This window comes from Rhizobium phaseoli (assembly GCF_001664385.1).
Taxonomy (GTDB): domain Bacteria; phylum Pseudomonadota; class Alphaproteobacteria; order Rhizobiales; family Rhizobiaceae; genus Rhizobium; species Rhizobium phaseoli.
The window spans coordinates 16,062-31,962 of sequence record NZ_CP013536.1 but is presented as its reverse complement, the minus strand read 5'-3'; the positions used below and the strand labels follow the sequence as shown (position 1 = coordinate 31,962).

Below are 15,901 nucleotides of genomic sequence, written 5' to 3'. Positions count from 1 at the left end.
GGAAACGGTCATGTTCGGACTCCGCTTCATCAAGACGGAACCTACGCAATACGTCATCCAATATCAAAACGGCACCGCCGTCCGCGAAGGTGCGGGCCTGGCCTTCTGGCATTTCGCGCCATCGAGCTCGCTGGTCCTGGTGCCGACGGCGAGCGTCAACGACCCCTTCATCTTTCCGCTGGTGACGTCGGACTTCCAGGAAGTGACCGTGCAGGGGCAGATCACCTACCGCATCGCCGAGCCGCGCCGCACGGCAGCCCTCCTGAATTTCACGCTCGACCGCAAGGGCCGTTATGTCTCGGAAGATCCGCAGAAGCTTTCGACCCGGGTGATCGACCGCGTGCAGGTGGCGATGCGTGCCGAGGTGCAGATGCTGTCGCTCAAGGAGGTTCTTGCCTCGGGCGAGGCGCTGGTCGCCGGCGTGGCGGAAGCGCTCAGGGTACACCCGACGATCGAAGCGCTCGGCCTCGAAATCCTCGGCCTGTCGCTGCTCGCCGTCATGCCGAAGGCCGAGACGGCCAAGGCGCTGGAAGCGCAGGCCCGCGAGGCCCTGCTCCGCCAGGCCGACGAGGCCATCTACAGCAGGCGCAATGCCGCCATCGAACAGGAGCGGACGATCAAGGAAAACGAGATCGCCACCGAGATCACGCTGGAGAACAAGAGGCGGCAGGTGCGCGAGGCGCAGATGGAAGCCGAGCGCGCCGTGCAGGAACGGCAGCTGCAGATCCGGCGGGAGGAGATGGCCGGCAAAATCGCGCTGGAGGAGCAGAACCGCGATCTGGTGACGCTTGCCGCGACCAACGCCAAGGCCGAGGCCGACGCGCAGGCCTATGCGCTGACGGCGATGATGAAATCCTTCGAGCAGGCCGATCCGAAAGTGCTGCAGGCGCTCGCCTCGGTCGGCATGAAGCCCGGCCAGCTGATGGCGCTCGCCTTCCGCGACCTTGCCGACAATGCCACGAAGATCGGCCAGCTCAACGTTTCGCCCGATCTTCTGCGCGAGATATTGCAGCCGCAGGAGGGCAAGGACCGTGCCGGCCTCTGACGAACGCAAGATCATCCTGGTCGTCCGCCCGACCCGCCTCGACGAACTCATCGCCCGGTTCAACACGGTGCAGCAGGCGCAATTCTATGTCGAACATCTCGGCGCCGATTTCAGCGATTACCTCGCCGAGAAGAAGCGCTATGAAACGGCGATCGCCGAGGTCGAGGCCAGCCTGCGCGCGGTCGCCCGCGTGCAGCGACTCGACCGCCGCTACCTCCCGAACTTCGTCTTCGGCCCCGACGATGTCGTCGTCGTGCTCGGCCAGGACGGGCTGGTCGCCAATACGCTGAAATATCTCGACGGTCAGCCGGTGCTTGGCGTCAATCCCGATCCCAAGCGCTGGGACGGCCTGCTGCTTCCCTTCAATCCGAAGAGCCTTCAGAAGGTGATCGGCGAGGCGCTCAGGAACAAGCGGCCGATCAAGCGCGTCAGCATGGCGAAGGCGACGCTGAATACCGGCGCCGTCATCCACGCGGTCAACGATCTCTTTATCGGCCCGCAAAGCCATGTCTCGGCCCGTTATCTCCTGAAGGCCGAGGAGCGCGAGGAGCGCCAGTCCTCCAGCGGCATCATCGTCTCGACAGGCATGGGCTCGACCGGCTGGCTGAAGAGCCTCTATTCCGGCTGGCTCGGAGCCGCAAGCGCCCTCGGCCTCGAACCCAGCGACAGGACGATCGATATGTCGTTTGCCTGGGACGCCGATTACCTGCGCTATTTCGTCCGCGAACCCTTCCCGAGTCGCACCACCGGCGCCAGCATCGTTGCCGGCCTCGTCTCCAATACCCAGCCGCTGACCATCGTCTCGGAAATGCCGGAACACGGCGTCATCTTCAGCGACGGCATCGAGGCGGATTTTCTGGAGTTCAACGCCGGGACACGGGCGGTGGTAACCGTCGCTGAAAGGCAGGGGTTGCTGGTGGTTTGAGCGGCGGGGGATCCGATGCAGGCCGATTACGGCCATTGCGACCTCCGCGATATCCCCTATTCTGAGCATATCTCAGCGGGAAATTGGAAAGCTGACACTGCCATGAGCGTTTTCGTTTTGCTGATGGGCTTCCCCGGCGTCGGAAAGCTGACGATCGCGACCGAACTGAGTTCTGTCTTTCCCGCAAAGATCATCGATAATCATTGGTTCAATAATCCGATACTCCGCCTGCTCGATGACGATGGCGCGACACCGCTTCCGAAAGGAATCTGGGAATACACCGGCAGAGTGCGGCAAGCGGTGCTGGATGCGATTGTCGCATACTGCCCTCCCCCGTCGAACTTCATTTTCACCCATGCCGGTATCGACGGCGACGAGCGTAGCGCCCGCACGTATCAGCAGATCTCCGACGCGGCCCGGCGGTGCGAGGCATTGCTGGTTCCGATTAGATTGCTTTGCGACGAGGAGGAATTGGCGCGCCGTGTTTCGACGCCGGCGCGTCGCGACCGGCTGAAGTCAATTGACGCGCAAGCCTCCAGAGAGAAATGCAGGCAAGCGCGCGTGCTCGATCCCAAACATCGGTTTACCCTGGACTTGGACGTGACTGCCAAAACCGCAGAGGCCAGCGCAGCAGCAATCCAGCATCACGTTTTGAGCGTTGCCGCCGGCGATTTTGGCCCGCCTTAGAGAAGGTGCTGTTGTCGCACCACAGTTGGCACTCGGTTGGCTCGGCTTTTCACTGTCGAGAGAAAAATCTGGAACATAACGCATTGATTTCTCTGCGCCGTATTGCCTTATGGAAGTAATATTATCAATTATTTCCGCTACATCGTGTCCGCATGGAGGGATGCGTGAAATCGCTGCCGAGGGCTGGAACCTTAAATCTCGGGGCGGGTGTGCCGATCTTCGTTCATGCAAGAAGCAACGTTGCGGCGGGTCCTTCGAGGCTTCGCCCTTTGGGCGGCGCGCCTCAGGATGATGAGCGTCGGAGGATGCCGCGCCGGCGCTGAAGAGAAGCCTTCACGGGGCCGCCAACACTCAAGCAGTTCCAAGATCTCGCAAGCGCTCAAGAGAGCCTCATCCTTGAGGCGCGGAAGCCGAAGGCTGGAGCCTCGAAGGGCGAGGCGGGTGCACCTAGATCGGAACAGTGCGGTCAAACCCGGGCAAGGCGCCCTTTCGATCAGCGTTCAATTGCCCCACGGCTGGTCATCTACGGTAGCGGCCGGCGAAACCAATCCGCGCTGTGCGTGCTTGATGTCGTCAGGCAGATGGAGCCACTCGTGCTTGGACTGTTCGAAGACGGACACCGAGGCCGCAGGAAACGTCGGGTCCGCAAAGGCGCCGACGGCGACGACGCAGAGGTTCGGATTGAAGTCGCCTTCCCAGTATAAGGACGTCCCGCAATTCGGGCAGAAGTGAAACCGAACGGTGCGCCCCTGCGCCGCGTCGCGCACGAGAACCTTCCGCTCTCCCTCAATCGTCACCTCGGATTTCTCGAAGATCGCGCCGCTGCCCGCCACGGCGCCCGTTCGGCGCTGGCAATCACGGCAGTGGCATAGGCTCACCATCAGCGGGTCGCCTGAGGTCTTCGCGCGGAGCGATCCGCAGTGGCATTGTGCAAGTCTTTCCATGTCCAATCTCGCTTGCTTTGCTGTTGGTCCTGTCGAATGTCCGAGGAGCATTCGATGAGAGATGCGGGGGTAAGGAACGGAGCGACGATGAGAGCCTCAGCTTGAAGTCCCTCGAAGGATGAGGAGGAGGTGTCGGCATTTTTCGGGAGGGCAGAAGCCCGGCGCGGGGGGGAGAGATGCGCCGGGCTTCGATAGTGACCGACAGCCTGGGAGGAGAAGTGCTGCCCGTCGGGCCGAAGCCGCTTAAGAGGGTGCAGCGCTTCAGCTCATCATGAGTTAGTGACCCAATGCGGCAAATTCAAGCCGGGCGGTTGCGTCGATATTGCGCAGATGTAAATGCGGGCGAGAGGCGGGCTGCGTGCGGCAAATGCCGTCAGGTCTCGAGTGACCCGCGTGAATATATGATCGTTGTCCGTGGACAACGAAGCTCGGTCGCTAGTTGAATCCGTCATGTGATAGACATCGTGAATAAGCATAGACCGGCGAAGCGCGGCCCTTGAGGGTGGCGGATTTGAAGGCTAAAATCTGAGTCTGGGGGCCCATTCCAAACCTGCTGCCGGGTTGAAGGGCGCTTGGAGTTTATCGACGGCCATGTTCACCGCGGTCGAAGCGTAATCGGCAGACTTCGACCAAGAACATTGGATCGTCCTATGCTCCATCCATCGATGAGATTCTCGCCTTCGAATGTCGCCGCTTTGAAGAAAGCTCTGCGGCGGCAATATCCCCACATTAAGTCGTCGCACCTCGATGAAGCCATCGCCGCATCTTTTGGCTTCAACTCCTATGCAGCCATGCGTCCGACGCTGCATCAACTCAGCGCCTATGCGAGACTGGTCGTCGTGACCGACCATCTGCTTATGCTGCTTCGGCTGGAAGAGCTTGGATATCGGAACCTTCCCCGGGAGGTGCTGCATCGCCTCCTCTGGAATATTGAATTCCCCGATGAGAGATACGACAGCGCGGTGGAAGAAATCATCCAGGCCCGCAGGCGGCCGGCGGCTGCTAACGCGGAATAGCTGCGGGCGTCGACTGCCGGCGGCGGAAATTCGCCGTGAGAGTCAAGGTGACCGACTCCGGCGGTTGTCCGCGGACAACTCGAAGCTCTGCGCCGTCGTTGCCGCCGACACGCCCGTCTGCTTGGCGATGTGCTTGCCTGTCAGCCGCTGTCAGCGCAACACTGCAATCTCGCCGGCAATGTTGGTCGCGGTGCGTCTCGGACTTCTCCTCGGCCGCGACGACCGGTCCGCCATGCCGGCGGTGCCATCCGCCAGAAAACGCGCCGTCCAACGAGCGACCACCTTCGACGTCACCCCCATATATCCTCGCAGCATCGGCTTTGGAGCAAGCGCCCTAAAGAACGGCGCGTGCCATCTCCTCTCGACGCCCCGGTGTCAAACGGGCATTCTTGTGAATGTTCATTCGGTCCTCCGAGAATCACTGAAGCTTTGACAACCTCAGCTTTCTCGACCAGGACAAAATGGACAACCTCCTGAAAGCTCACATCGAGAGCTTTTCCGGGTTAGATTGAAGCATTCTGTTGGCTCAAGCGGAACCGGCCGGTCGATCAGCCGGCCCGTTTCAGTCAGCCCTCCCGCAGATTCTTCAGGCAAATCTGCAAGACTTGGGAATCGTAGGACGCACGGATTGCTTCGCCGCGGCGAAGCGGCGCGTCCGGTGGGCCGGGCATCTCTAGCCAGGATCAGAGGCGATCGGCTCGGACGTACCTTGGGGTATGCCCGTCGCCAATCGCCTCTGCCCTGACGAAAAACTGCTCCGGCAGAATGCTTCAATCTAACCAGGAAAGGCTCCAGGGGAGGTCGGAGCGAGAGTGTGGCATTCCCGCCAAGCGTCGTCATCAGCGCGGCATTCCTAGTCTCCCTAATCTTTGTATGTTGGGGATCTGTGGATTGAGCGCCGTGACACGAGCGTCATCCTCGGTTTGAACCCGTGCCTCACGAGCGTCTCCGTTGCATCCTCTCCGCTGGAACGGTTGGCTGGGCTTCGAGCCGACGAAGCGAGGAGGCCCGGGCATGCATGCCCCTCAAGCTTTCGTGGTTGCCATCGATCCTCCAAGGCGCAACTCGACGTGGCCGTCGATGGCAAGGGCGCGGTTGTCCGCTTCTGCAACGATGCGCCAGGCTGCGCTGCACCGTTGGCGGTCGGCTCCGGGCGGACGAGCCGGACTGCCTTTGGCGGACTTCATCATGCGCGGATGGGCGAACGATGGCGCTTGACCGCTCCGTTGTCCGCGGGCAACCGGTTCGCACGCAGGGGGAGAGCCTGCATGAAGTTCCCGCCAGTTGGGATCGAGAGTGCCGATCGGAGCCGGCGCGGAAGGCCGTGTTGCTCCCTCCGGCAGCCGATTTCTTCTGCTCATGTCCGGTTCGGCATTTCCAACCTCCGTCATTCTGAGGTGCGAAGCGCTAAAAGGACGAGGCCTCGAAGCACGCTTCAGTGCTGCTTCTTGCATCGATCCGCCCACGGCGTGCCACCTCGCCCCGTGAAGTTCGGCCTTCAGCCTCCGCACTACCGAGTGAGGCTCCTTGAGCGATGGCGATGCTAGCGGTACCCGCCTCGTCCTTCGAGGCCCCGGGGGCGCTCGGGATCAGGCTCTCTTAAGCGTTTTGGCGTGGCTATTAACCGCAGCAGCCTCCATCCTGCTGCTGCGATATTCTCCCTGCCTGCGAGGAGAAGGGAACAAGCCGCAAGCTGTCCCATCCCCCGCCATCTTTCGCAGGCGCGTCCCCTTTACCGTTGTTGAAGAGGGTGGGGCGAGGGCAATCGCGGCAACCTCCAGCGTCCCTCATCCTGAGGCCGGAGCCTCGAAGGACACGCCGCAGCATTACTTCTTGCATCCTTCCAGTCTCGGCGCACCCGTCTAGCCTTCGAGGCCCCTTGCGGGAGATCAGGGCGAGGTTTCCTGGAAGCTAGCGCTGGCGCTCCCGGCGCAGACGAGTTTTGTTCGAGCCATGTTTTAGGTCCGAGTCATCGAGCGACGTTGGCGGGATAGTTGGTTGTCCGCGGGCAACCGGGTGTGCTCGCAGGGGCGTGGAGGATGTTCCGTCCTCTGAATGGTGTCCCGGGGATTGCCGAGGCCGCGCATCTGATATCTGTCGGGGAGGGCGTCGGTCCGAGTTCGATGCAGGACTTCGAGAGGGGTGAATTCCGGAGAAGGCGCGCTTCGCCCGCGCGTAGCGGCGTCGGCTGCTGTCTGCTGTGTTGATCTAGACGTGAGGCGAAGCTGACGCTTTGGCCATCATCGCTCCGATCGAGTCGCGCGGTTCCGGCCTCGTCGATGCACGCTTGTGGGCCTCGCCGAACGGGACGCCGGTTCATCAATCGGATCCAATGTTTGTTGTGGATGACAAGTCAAGTCTTGCCGGCCGCTGCCGCTGGGCCCATTGGTGAAGGCGGAGTTGCTTGGCGGATTTGTCGCGCAGCTGTTTCGTGTGATGCCTGAAGACCGACGATGATAGCACGCGGAATTCCAGCAGAATTGCGCTCATAAACGGCTTCAGCGCTCCAATGTGACGCCGTAAACGGCCGTCAAGCGATCGCTATCGGCGACCCGGTCAAGAAATCGGCGTAGCAGTAACGAAACTAAACTTCGCTTTCGGTTCCGTAGCGCGAAACGAATCCAACAAAATCATCGACTTATAATCTTTGAACCTGTGGCGGATCCCGGCCTTTCTCAGCGCGCCGGACCCCTTCCCTCTTCCGAATCTTCGCCAGGAAGCAACGGCTTGCATCCTTTAGCGACACTCGGGCGTTATCCACTCAGCAAATCGGAGGATAAGGTAATGGCAGACGGGCTTCACCTCAAGAGGTTCCCAACCGCCGCTCTGATAATGGCCGCTGCGGTCGGCGCGCTCGCGTTGTTAGAGGCGCGGCAGCAAGCTTCGATGGCTCCCGGGAAACCCGGCCGGGCCGATGACGATCATGGGCGCAGCGCCGCCGTGCCTGAGGCCATTCCGCTCAGCGGCCTTCGCGACGTGTTCTGGCGTGTCTATCATGAAGTACTGGATGACCGGATCACGCTGATTGCCGCCGGCGTGACCTTCTATCTGCTGCTCGCGCTGTTTCCCGCTTTGGCGGCACTCGTCTCTCTCTACGGGCTGGTTGCCGATCCGGTCACGATATCAGAACATCTGCGGGAGCTCGCCGGCCTCCTGCCGCCCGGCGCCTTCGATCTCATCGCCGATCAGATCAAGGCGCTGGTCGAAAAGCGCGAGAGCACCCTCGGCATCACCTTCTTCGTCGGCCTTGCCATCGCGCTCTGGAGCACGCATAGCGGCACGCTGGCGATCTTCGACGCGATGAACGTCGCCTATGAGGAGAATGAGAAGCGTGGCTTCCTCCGCCTGAACCTGACCGGCCTCTGCTTCACCTTGTGCGCGATGGTCTTTGCGGTCGTCATGGTGGTGCTCGTCGGCGTCATGCCGGTCATGCTGTCTTATCTCTGGCTCGACCAGTTCAAGGAGCACCTGGCCCTTCTCTTGAGGTGGCCGCTGCTGCTCTTTATTGTCGCGGTGGCCGTGACATTGGTCTACCGCTTCGGCCCCAGCCGTGAGCCTGCCAGGATCCGATGGATGACATGGGGGGCGGCGCTGACGACGCTCGCCTGGGCCGTCATGTCGATCGGCTTTTCCTTCTACCTCGATCATTTTGCCAATTACAACGCGACCTACGGCACGCTCGGTGCGCTGATCGGCTTCCTCATCTGGATCTGGCTGTCCGTCGTCATTCTCATCGTCGGGGCGGAACTCAACGCCGAGCTCGAGCATCAGACGGCACGCGACACGACGACGGGATATCCGTTGCCGATGGGCGCGCGCGGTGCCTATGTCGCGGACACTTTGGGCGAGACCGTAAACTGACCGTCAAGCAGCATTGTCGATGACTGCTCCCCGGCTGTGATTTTGATGTACCTTATCTCTCGGCAGGCTCGATAGAGGAGACGATCATGACCGCCCCGCATCCTTCCAAAACCCACATCGGCAATCACGCTCTGCATCCCGAAACGCAGATGCTGAACTACGGCTACGATCCCGAGCTCTCGGAAGGGGCGGTCAAGCCGCCGGTGTTCCTCACCTCCACCTTCGTCTTCAATTCGGCCGAGGACGGGCGCGATTTCTTCGACTATGTCTCCGGCCGGCGCGAGCCGCCGGCGGGCAAGGGCGCCGGCCTCGTCTATTCACGCTTCAACCATCCCAACAGCGAGATCGTCGAGGACAGGCTTGCGGTCTATGAGAAGACGGAAAGCGGGGCGCTGTTTTCCTCGGGCATGGCGGCGATCGCCACGACCTTGTTCGCCTTCGTCCGGCCGGGTGATGCGATCCTGCATTCGCAGCCGCTCTACGGCGGCACGGAAACCCTGCTGGCGAAGACCTTCCTCAATTTCGGCGTCGCCGCCGTCGGCTTTGCCGATGGCGTCAGCGAAGGCTCGGTGCAGAAGGCGGCCGACGAGGCGGTCGCCAAGGGCCGCGTCTCCGTCATCCTGATCGAGACACCTGCCAATCCGACCAACAGCCTGGTCGACGTCGCGATGATCCGGCGTGTGGCCGATGCGATCGGCGCAAAGCAGGGGCACACGCCCATCATCGTCTGCGACAACACCCTGCTCGGGCCGGTGTTCCAGCGGCCGATCGAGCATGGCGCCGATATCTCGCTCTATTCGCTGACCAAATATGTCGGCGGCCATTCCGATCTCATCGCCGGCGCCGTTCTCGGCCGCAAGGCCGTGATCAAGCAGGTCAAGGCGCTGCGCGGGGCGATCGGCACGCAGCTCGATCCACATTCCTGCTGGATGCTCGGCCGGTCGCTCGAGACGCTGCAGCTGCGCATGGAGCGGGCAAACAGCAATGCGCGGGCCGTCGCCGATTTCCTGCGCGATCACCCGAAGGTCGAGAAGGTTCATTACCTGCCTTACCACGATCCGGAATCGCCATCGGGCCGCACCTTCGCCGCCCAATGCAGCGGCGCCGGCTCGACCTTCTCCTTCGATATCCGCGGCGGCCAGCCGGCCTCGTTCAAATTCCTGAACGCGCTGCAGGTCTTCAAGCTCGCCGTCAGCCTGGGCGGCACGGAATCGCTTGCGAGCCACCCTGCCACGATGACGCATTCCGGCGTGCCCGCCGATGTAAGGGAGCGGATCGGCGTGCTGGAATCGACGATCCGCCTGTCGATCGGCATCGAGCATCCCGATGACCTGATCGCCGATCTGGAACTGGCGCTGCAATCCGCTTGACGGCGCAGGCAGGAAACGATGCCCGACGGCGCCGGGCATCGAGGGCTGCCTACTTGTCGTCGGTCGTCAGTTCGGTCTCGTCGGAGTTCACCACGAAGACGGCGAGAAGTTTCGCCGGCTCGGTCTTGCTGCCGTTGGCGCTGACGCTGTGATGATCGCCGGGGAATTCGGGAAAGCTTTCGCCGGCCTTGTAAATCTTCACCGGTCCGTCGTTCACCTGGCTTTTGATCGAGCCCTCCAGAACGGTGGCGTAGATGAAGGCCGATTTCGGGTGGGTATGGCCCGGCGATGTACCGCCGGGCTTATATTCGACGAGCACGGCCTTGATGCTCTTGCCGGGAACGTTCGGAAGCTGATGGTCGTAGACGAGGGTTACCTTGGCCTTGTCGCCCGCGGCATAGGCTGCGGTGCAGGCAACAAGGGCAACGGCGAATGCCGCTGCCGAAATTTTTTTTCCTGACATGTCTGGTCTCCTTGGATTGACGGGAACGGTTGCAGCGAGGGCCGCGAAAGCGGCCCCGGCGATCAGGCGCTCATCTTCTGGGGCGGATGCTGGCGCAGCCAGTCATCGAAGCGGATGCGGCCGAGCCGGGCCTTCGGCCCTGCCACGAGCGAATTGTCCTCAAGCTCGACGCCGAAATAGCGGGCGTGCGGATCGGCCATAATCTGACGCGGATCGTTCGTCGCCTTGAAGAGCCGCGTCACGACCTCGGTGAGGCGGATCTTCTCCGGGCCGCCGATTTCGATCGTGCCGTTGACGGGTGCTGAGAGCGCCACGTCGGCCATGACGTCGGCGACGTCGTCCGAGGCGATCGGCTGCACGTAAGCCGGCGACAGGTGCACCATCTGGCCGACCGCGCCCGCCTGGGCGATGCCCGCCATGAACTCATGAAACTGCGTGGAGTGCACGATGGTGTAGGGAATGCCGGAGCCCTTGATCAGATCCTCCTGGGCTTTCTTGGCGCGCATGTAGCCGCTGTCCTGCAGCCGCTCCATGCCGACGATCGACAGTGCGATGTGATGCTTGACGCCGGCGGCAGCTGCTGCCTTCAGCAGGTTGCGGCCGGAGGTCTGGAAGAATTCCATCACCGCCTTGTCCTCGAAGGAGGGCGAGTTGGCGAGGTCGAGCACCACCTGTGCGCCTGCCAGCGCTTCGGCAAGACCCTTGCCGGTGATCGTATCGACGCCTGAATTCGGCGAAGCCGGCAGCACGTCATGTCCCTTCTTGCGCAATCTTCCCACGGTCTTCGAGCCGATGAGGCCGGTGCCGCCGATAATGACGATTTTCATGGGTAGTCTCCTTGTCCTTTGCGAGGAGTATCCTCTGTTGACTTGAAGGCAGGCGCCGAAACCACGATCCCGATGAGGCTGGCGAAGGCTTCTGTGGCCGTCCCGCTCGCGATGTTCGGCTTGGCCGGCCGAAACCGACGGGCCGCAGAATGCGCCGGATCTTGCCCTCGAGCCATTCTTCGCTGGTCGCTGTCATCCTATGCGAAGGCAGTAGTGCTGCTCGCCTTGCGACCGAGGTAAACGGCCAAACGATGACCGAAGCCCTCGTGCAGATCACGGAAAGCCGTGCGCTTGACGATATTTACGGCGAGGCGTCTTGCGGCGATTGGCAGCTGGAACAGGGCCGGCGATCGGCCTTGGGCGCAGGCGGAGAACCGGGCGGAGCGCTTCGTCCGGGCTCAATCATGTTTTGTGGCTGGCGTTTTCCTCTCCGCCGATCCTGAGTGCAGCGGCGATCCTCACCTGTGAGGCGTTGATTGACGGGCAGCAGCAAGTCGCGGCCGTCAGTGCGTCCGGTCCGCCTCCCAGTTCGCCGGCCCCTGAAATTCGATGCCGTAGCGTTCCGCCAGCTGCAGGAGCCGATCCATGTCTTCGGGCAGCCGCGGTGCCTCGGCGGCCGCCTCGATGAAGAATTCTTCCAGGCCACCCGGCGTCAGGATGGTGAGGTTGCGTCCGGCAGACGTGCCGGTGACCCGAAAAGTGTGCGGCACGCCGCGCGGCAGGAAGATCGAGCTGCCGGGACCGACCGGAACAAGCCTGCCATCGCACCAGAACTCGTAGTCGCCTTCGATCACATGGATCACTTCGTCCTCGTTGTGATGAATGTGGATCGGTGGCCCACCGCCTGAAGGCACCTTGCTTTCGAAAACGCCAAGGATGCCGCCGCTTTCAAACCTGCCGATATTGATGGCGTAGGTGGTGTTCATCCAGTTTACCGTCCTCACGGTTCTCGCCGCAACGTTCATGGCAATTTCCTTCCGAGGTCATTTGGAATAGAGTTCCAGGCTGCTCTCCATCGCTATCGCCGACGGCCGCCGCACGGAAATCGAATGATCGTATAAGGGATATTGACCGCGTGAATTTCTCCGCCCTCGACCTGAACTTGTTGCGCGTCTTCGACGCCATGATGGCAGAGCTCTCGACGGTGCGGGCAGGCGAGCGGGTCGGCTTATCCCAGCCGGCTGTGAGTTCGGCGCTCGGCAGGCTGCGCGCCTTGCTTGATGACGAATTGTTCGTGAGGGAGGGCAACCAGATGATGCCGACGGCGCGCGCCCTCGAATTGCGCCAGCCGATCAGGCAGGCGCTAGCCGGTATGGAAGAGGCATTGGCGACGACCGCTGTGTTCGATCCCGCCACCTCGAACCGTTCCTTCTTGCTGATCGGATCGGATTACTTCTCGACATTGCTGATGCCGCCGCTGGCTGCGCGCGTGGCCGAAGCTGCGCCCTCCGTCACCTTGCAGATGATCGATCATGCCTCGTCGGAAGTTTTCGAGATGCTGCGCGACGGCCGGGCGGATATCGTCATCGACCGATCGCTCGAAGCACCCGAATGGGTTGCGAGCAGCAAGGTGCTCCAGTCATGGCTGGTCTGCATCGCGAAACAGGGGCATCCTCTTTTAGCCAGCCACGGACTTCGTCCGGGAGACGCCATACCGGCAGATCTCTTTTGCGCCGTCCCCCACGTTCTGCGCTCCGCCGATGGGAGCCGCACCGGAACGATCGATCCCGCCCTCGCCCGCCTTGGCCTTGCCCGGCGCGTCATGGTCACGGTGCCACATTTCCAGGCAGTCGCCCTCGCGGTTGAATCGAGCGAAATGCTGGGAAGCATTCCGGTTCATTTTGCCCGCACCCTGATCGGCCGGCTCAAGCTCGATGTGTTCATGCCGCCGATGGAATCGCCGAAAATGGATGTGACCATGTACTGGCTTCGCCGTTTCGACGGCGATCCGGGAAGTGCATGGCTGCGAAGCGAAATCGCGCACGCGCTCGCCGCGCCGGAGACGCCTTCATTCTCATCATCGGTCGAACAATCCGAGAATTGATCCGCAGGGACGAAGAGCGTCGCTTCAGGAAAGCGCGACAGTCTCGAACAGCGCCGTCAGCCCGATGCCGCCGCCGATGCCGAGCATGGCGAGGCCGGTTGTTCCGGGAGCGCCGCTGCGCACCAGCTGGGTATGTAGCCGGGTAACGAGAATCGCGCCCGAGGCGCCGAAGGGATGGCCGAGTGCGATGGCGCCGCCTTCCCTGTTGACCGCATCCGAAGAGATTGCGAGCTGATCCAGCGAAGCCAGAACCTGGGCGGCGAAAGCCTCGTTGAATTCGATGGCGTCGACGCCGGAGAGCGAGAGCCCGGGCTGGCGCTGCAGAAGCTTCTTCGTCGAGGCGACCGGGCCTATGCCGAGCAGGTTGGGATCGACGCCGGCGGCGGCGCTGTCGATGAAGGCGAGGCCTTTTTCGATGCCCAGGCGTCTTGCCATGCCGCGGCTCATGACGAGCACCAGGCATGCGCCGTCATTCACAGGGCAGGCATTGCCTGCAGTCACTGTGCCGTCGGTCAAGAAGACCGGCCGGAGGTTGGCCAGTGCCTCGAGCGATGTCGTCGGGCGCGGGCACTCGTCGCGTTCGATCAGGCCGTGGCCGGTGGCGATGCCGACGATCTCGGGCCGGAAGGCGCCCGCTTCGGCAGCTGCGACGGCGAGCCGGTGGCTGCGCAGCGCGAATTCATCCTGCCGCTCACGCGAGATGGCGAATTCCCGGGCGACGTTTTCGGCGGCGATGCCCATATCCGGGTCGCCGACCGTTTCGGGCGAGAACCGGGCGCGACCGTAAAAGCGCGGCAGCGCGCCATTGGCTTTCGGCCTTTCGACACGCCATGGCGCGGTGCTGACGCTTTCCACGCCGCCGGCGAGAAAGCAGGCGCCGGCCTTTGCCTGGATCAGCCGTGCGGCCATGATGATCGCCTCCAGCCCCGAGCCGCATTGCCGGTCGATGGCGACGCCGGGAACGGCAACGGGCAGGCCGGCAGCGAGTGCCGCCAGCCGGCCGATATTGCCGCCGCCGCCGGCGGCGTTGCCGACCAGCACGTCGTCTATGTCCTCGGGCGCGATCGCCGTTTCGGCGAGGATGCGGCGGATGATCGGCGCAAGCAGGTCTTCGGCCGTCACCGTCGCAAGCGCGCCGAAGGCCCGGCCGATCGGCGTGCGGTAGGCGGCAACCACGACAGGCTGCCAATCCTCGTCAGGCTGGTAGGCGTAGGACAAGACCATCTCCCGCGATGACCGCCGCTTCCACCCGCCCCCTTGCTATCTTGCCGCTGCTCGTCATCGGCCAGGAGGCGATATGGTAGAACTGCTTGGGGATTTTGAACCTGGCAAGCTTGTCTGCGCAATGGCCGGCCAGGATTTTTGCATCAACGGCCTCGCCGGAGACGACGGCGACGATGCTCTCGCCGTAATAGTCATCCGGCAGGCCGAAGACGACGGCATCCTCGACGCCGGGGCAGGTTTTGAGCGCGCTCTCGACTTCGGCGGGATAGACGTTGTTGCCGCCCGATATCATCATGCCGCCCGCCCGGCCGATCACCCGCAGCATGCCGCCGGCATCGATCTCGCCGAGATCGCCGACCGTGGCACCCGCCTCGGTGACCCGGAAAGCCTGGCCGTCGTCGCCCCAGAGATAACCGTCGGCGATCAGATCGCTGTTCACGAAGATGGTGCCCGGAACATCGGCGCCGACATCGTTTCCCTCAGGGTCGCGGATGGAGATTTCGACGCCGGGATAGGCCTGCCCCACCCGGTCGATCGGGAAATCGACCGGCCCGCCGACAAGCGTCGAGACGGTCATGAAGCCAATCTCGGATGCGCCGTAATATTCCCGGATGCGCGCCTTGGGAAAGAGGCGGCGCATGGATCCGACCTCGTTGAGGTTCAGCTTGGCGCCGGCGGTCAGCACGTCGCGCAGGCAATTCAGCGCCGGTTCGCTTGCCCATGCCCGCGCAATGCCGGCGATATGGGTCGGGACGGCAACCAGCCGTTCGATCTTTTCGGCGGCGAGAATGCGCGCGACGGAAGCCGGGTCCCATTTCCGCACCGAATGAAAGCTTCCTCCGGCATCGAGCGCTTCGACCAGGGCGTAAAGCGCCAGCCCATGCGCGAGCGCGCCCGGGCATAGCGTCGAGGGTGCGTCTTCGAGTTCGAAGATGAAGCGCCCGCGATCGAGGCTGCGGCGCCACTGCTCGCGTGAGCGGCAATAGGCCTTCGGCTCGGCGGTGGTGCCTGATGTGAAACCGATCAGGAAGATGCCCTCGGCACCACAGGGCAGGTCGGCTGCCGCAGCGGAGAGATCGAAGGGCTCGGCGCCGGCGACGATGACAGGAACGCCGAGCCTGCGGGCGATCCCGGCACTTGGGCTCGCATCGTCGTCGACGACGAGCACGTCGGGCGCCAGACGCTCGATGATGCGCTCGATCCTTTCCGGCGGCATCATCGGGTCGATGACGGCGCAGGCATTCGGCAAGGCGGTCGCTGCCGTGAAATATTCGGCAAATCCGATGTGGTTGCCGAGGCTCAAGGCCACGAGTTTCTCGACGCCGGGCAGATCGAACGTGCGGTTGCCGGAGCACGGAAGCTCACGGAGAAAGCGGCAGATCGCCCGGGCGCGCAGATAGAGCGCGCCATAGCTCAGGGTGCTGCCGTCGATCACCAGCGCCGGCTTGTCGGGCCTGTCCTTGGCGTGGCGAAGAAGCGCTGCGTGGATCGGCAT

At 62.8% G+C, this 15,901-nt stretch carries 13 protein-coding genes and 1 pseudogene; 7 read left to right on the top strand and 7 right to left on the bottom strand.

Annotated elements, in window-relative coordinates; genetic code table 11:
• Positions 1-10: 10 nt before the first annotated feature.
• The 3 genes from AMC88_RS27365 to AMC88_RS27355 all read left to right on the top strand — a co-directional run bounded on the left by AMC88_RS27365 (position 11) and on the right by AMC88_RS27355 (position 2,657).
• Positions 11-1,045 carry an SPFH domain-containing protein gene (locus tag AMC88_RS27365; RefSeq protein WP_012489624.1) on the top strand — a complete coding sequence of 345 codons (1,035 nt, stop codon included), beginning with the start codon at positions 11-13 and terminating at the stop codon, positions 1,043-1,045.
• Positions 1,032-1,970 (top strand): diacylglycerol kinase catalytic domain-containing protein, encoded by a 939-nt coding sequence (locus tag AMC88_RS27360; protein ID WP_012489623.1) that lies wholly within the window; start codon positions 1,032-1,034, stop codon positions 1,968-1,970. Before AMC88_RS27365 ends, AMC88_RS27360 begins: the two co-directional genes overlap by 14 nt.
• A 102-nt stretch (positions 1,971-2,072) precedes the next feature.
• Entirely contained in the window at positions 2,073-2,657 is a 585-nt protein-coding gene (locus AMC88_RS27355; RefSeq protein ID WP_012489622.1) for a phosphotransferase-like protein, read from the top strand.
• A gap of 500 nt (positions 2,658-3,157) precedes the next feature.
• Here AMC88_RS27355 and AMC88_RS27350 read toward each other — a convergent pair whose 3' ends face one another.
• Entirely contained in the window at positions 3,158-3,601 is a 444-nt protein-coding gene (locus AMC88_RS27350) for a GFA family protein (RefSeq protein ID WP_064830120.1), read from the bottom strand.
• Positions 3,602-4,251: 650 nt separating this feature from the next.
• On the opposite strand from AMC88_RS27350, the gene AMC88_RS27345 reads away from it, so the two are divergent.
• Positions 4,252-4,617, top strand: coding sequence for a hypothetical protein (locus tag AMC88_RS27345; RefSeq protein ID WP_010008800.1), 366 nt, complete (start codon positions 4,252-4,254; stop codon positions 4,615-4,617).
• A gap of 87 nt (positions 4,618-4,704) precedes the next feature.
• Here the strand turns inward: AMC88_RS27345 and AMC88_RS32745 are convergent.
• Positions 4,705-5,020 (bottom strand): annotated as a pseudogene (locus tag AMC88_RS32745) (leucine zipper domain-containing protein); the annotation flags it as partial.
• A gap of 2,381 nt (positions 5,021-7,401) precedes the next feature.
• Between AMC88_RS32745 and AMC88_RS27335 the strand changes: the two are divergent.
• Together AMC88_RS27335 and AMC88_RS27330 are read left to right on the top strand one after the other, a co-directional pair.
• A complete protein-coding gene (locus AMC88_RS27335; protein ID WP_012489619.1) occupies positions 7,402-8,478 on the top strand; it encodes a YihY/virulence factor BrkB family protein in 1,077 nt (358 codons plus the stop codon).
• 86 nt (positions 8,479-8,564) lie between these two features.
• A complete protein-coding gene (locus AMC88_RS27330; protein WP_012489618.1) occupies positions 8,565-9,848 on the top strand; it encodes a cystathionine gamma-synthase family protein in 1,284 nt (427 codons plus the stop codon).
• 49 nt (positions 9,849-9,897) lie between these two features.
• Here the strand turns inward: AMC88_RS27330 and AMC88_RS27325 are convergent, their stop codons facing one another.
• From AMC88_RS27325 to AMC88_RS27310, 3 genes are all read right to left on the bottom strand, one after another.
• The gene (locus tag AMC88_RS27325; protein WP_012489617.1) at positions 9,898-10,311 is read right to left on the bottom strand and encodes a cupin domain-containing protein; all 414 of its coding nucleotides are present in this window, start codon (positions 10,309-10,311) and stop codon (positions 9,898-9,900) included.
• A 62-nt stretch (positions 10,312-10,373) separates the two neighbouring features.
• Positions 10,374-11,138 carry an SDR family oxidoreductase gene (locus tag AMC88_RS27320; protein ID WP_064830118.1) on the bottom strand — a complete coding sequence of 255 codons (765 nt, stop codon included), beginning with the start codon at positions 11,136-11,138 and terminating at the stop codon, positions 10,374-10,376.
• A gap of 503 nt (positions 11,139-11,641) precedes the next feature.
• A complete protein-coding gene (locus AMC88_RS27310) occupies positions 11,642-12,103 on the bottom strand; it encodes a cupin domain-containing protein (RefSeq protein ID WP_064823816.1) in 462 nt (153 codons plus the stop codon).
• A gap of 110 nt (positions 12,104-12,213) precedes the next feature.
• Between AMC88_RS27310 and AMC88_RS27305 the strand changes: the two genes are divergently transcribed.
• The gene (locus AMC88_RS27305) at positions 12,214-13,182 is read left to right on the top strand and encodes a LysR family transcriptional regulator (RefSeq protein ID WP_064823815.1); all 969 of its coding nucleotides are present in this window, start codon (positions 12,214-12,216) and stop codon (positions 13,180-13,182) included.
• A 24-nt stretch (positions 13,183-13,206) separates the two neighbouring features.
• Here the strand turns inward: AMC88_RS27305 and AMC88_RS27300 are convergent, their stop codons facing one another.
• Together AMC88_RS27300 and AMC88_RS27295 are read right to left on the bottom strand one after the other, a co-directional pair.
• Positions 13,207-14,400 carry a thiolase family protein gene (locus tag AMC88_RS27300; protein ID WP_064823814.1) on the bottom strand — a complete coding sequence of 398 codons (1,194 nt, stop codon included), beginning with the start codon at positions 14,398-14,400 and terminating at the stop codon, positions 13,207-13,209.
• Positions 14,378-15,901 (bottom strand): class I adenylate-forming enzyme family protein, encoded by a 1,524-nt coding sequence (locus AMC88_RS27295; protein ID WP_064830117.1) that lies wholly within the window; start codon positions 15,899-15,901, stop codon positions 14,378-14,380. The genes AMC88_RS27300 and AMC88_RS27295 overlap by 23 nt, the downstream gene beginning before the upstream one ends.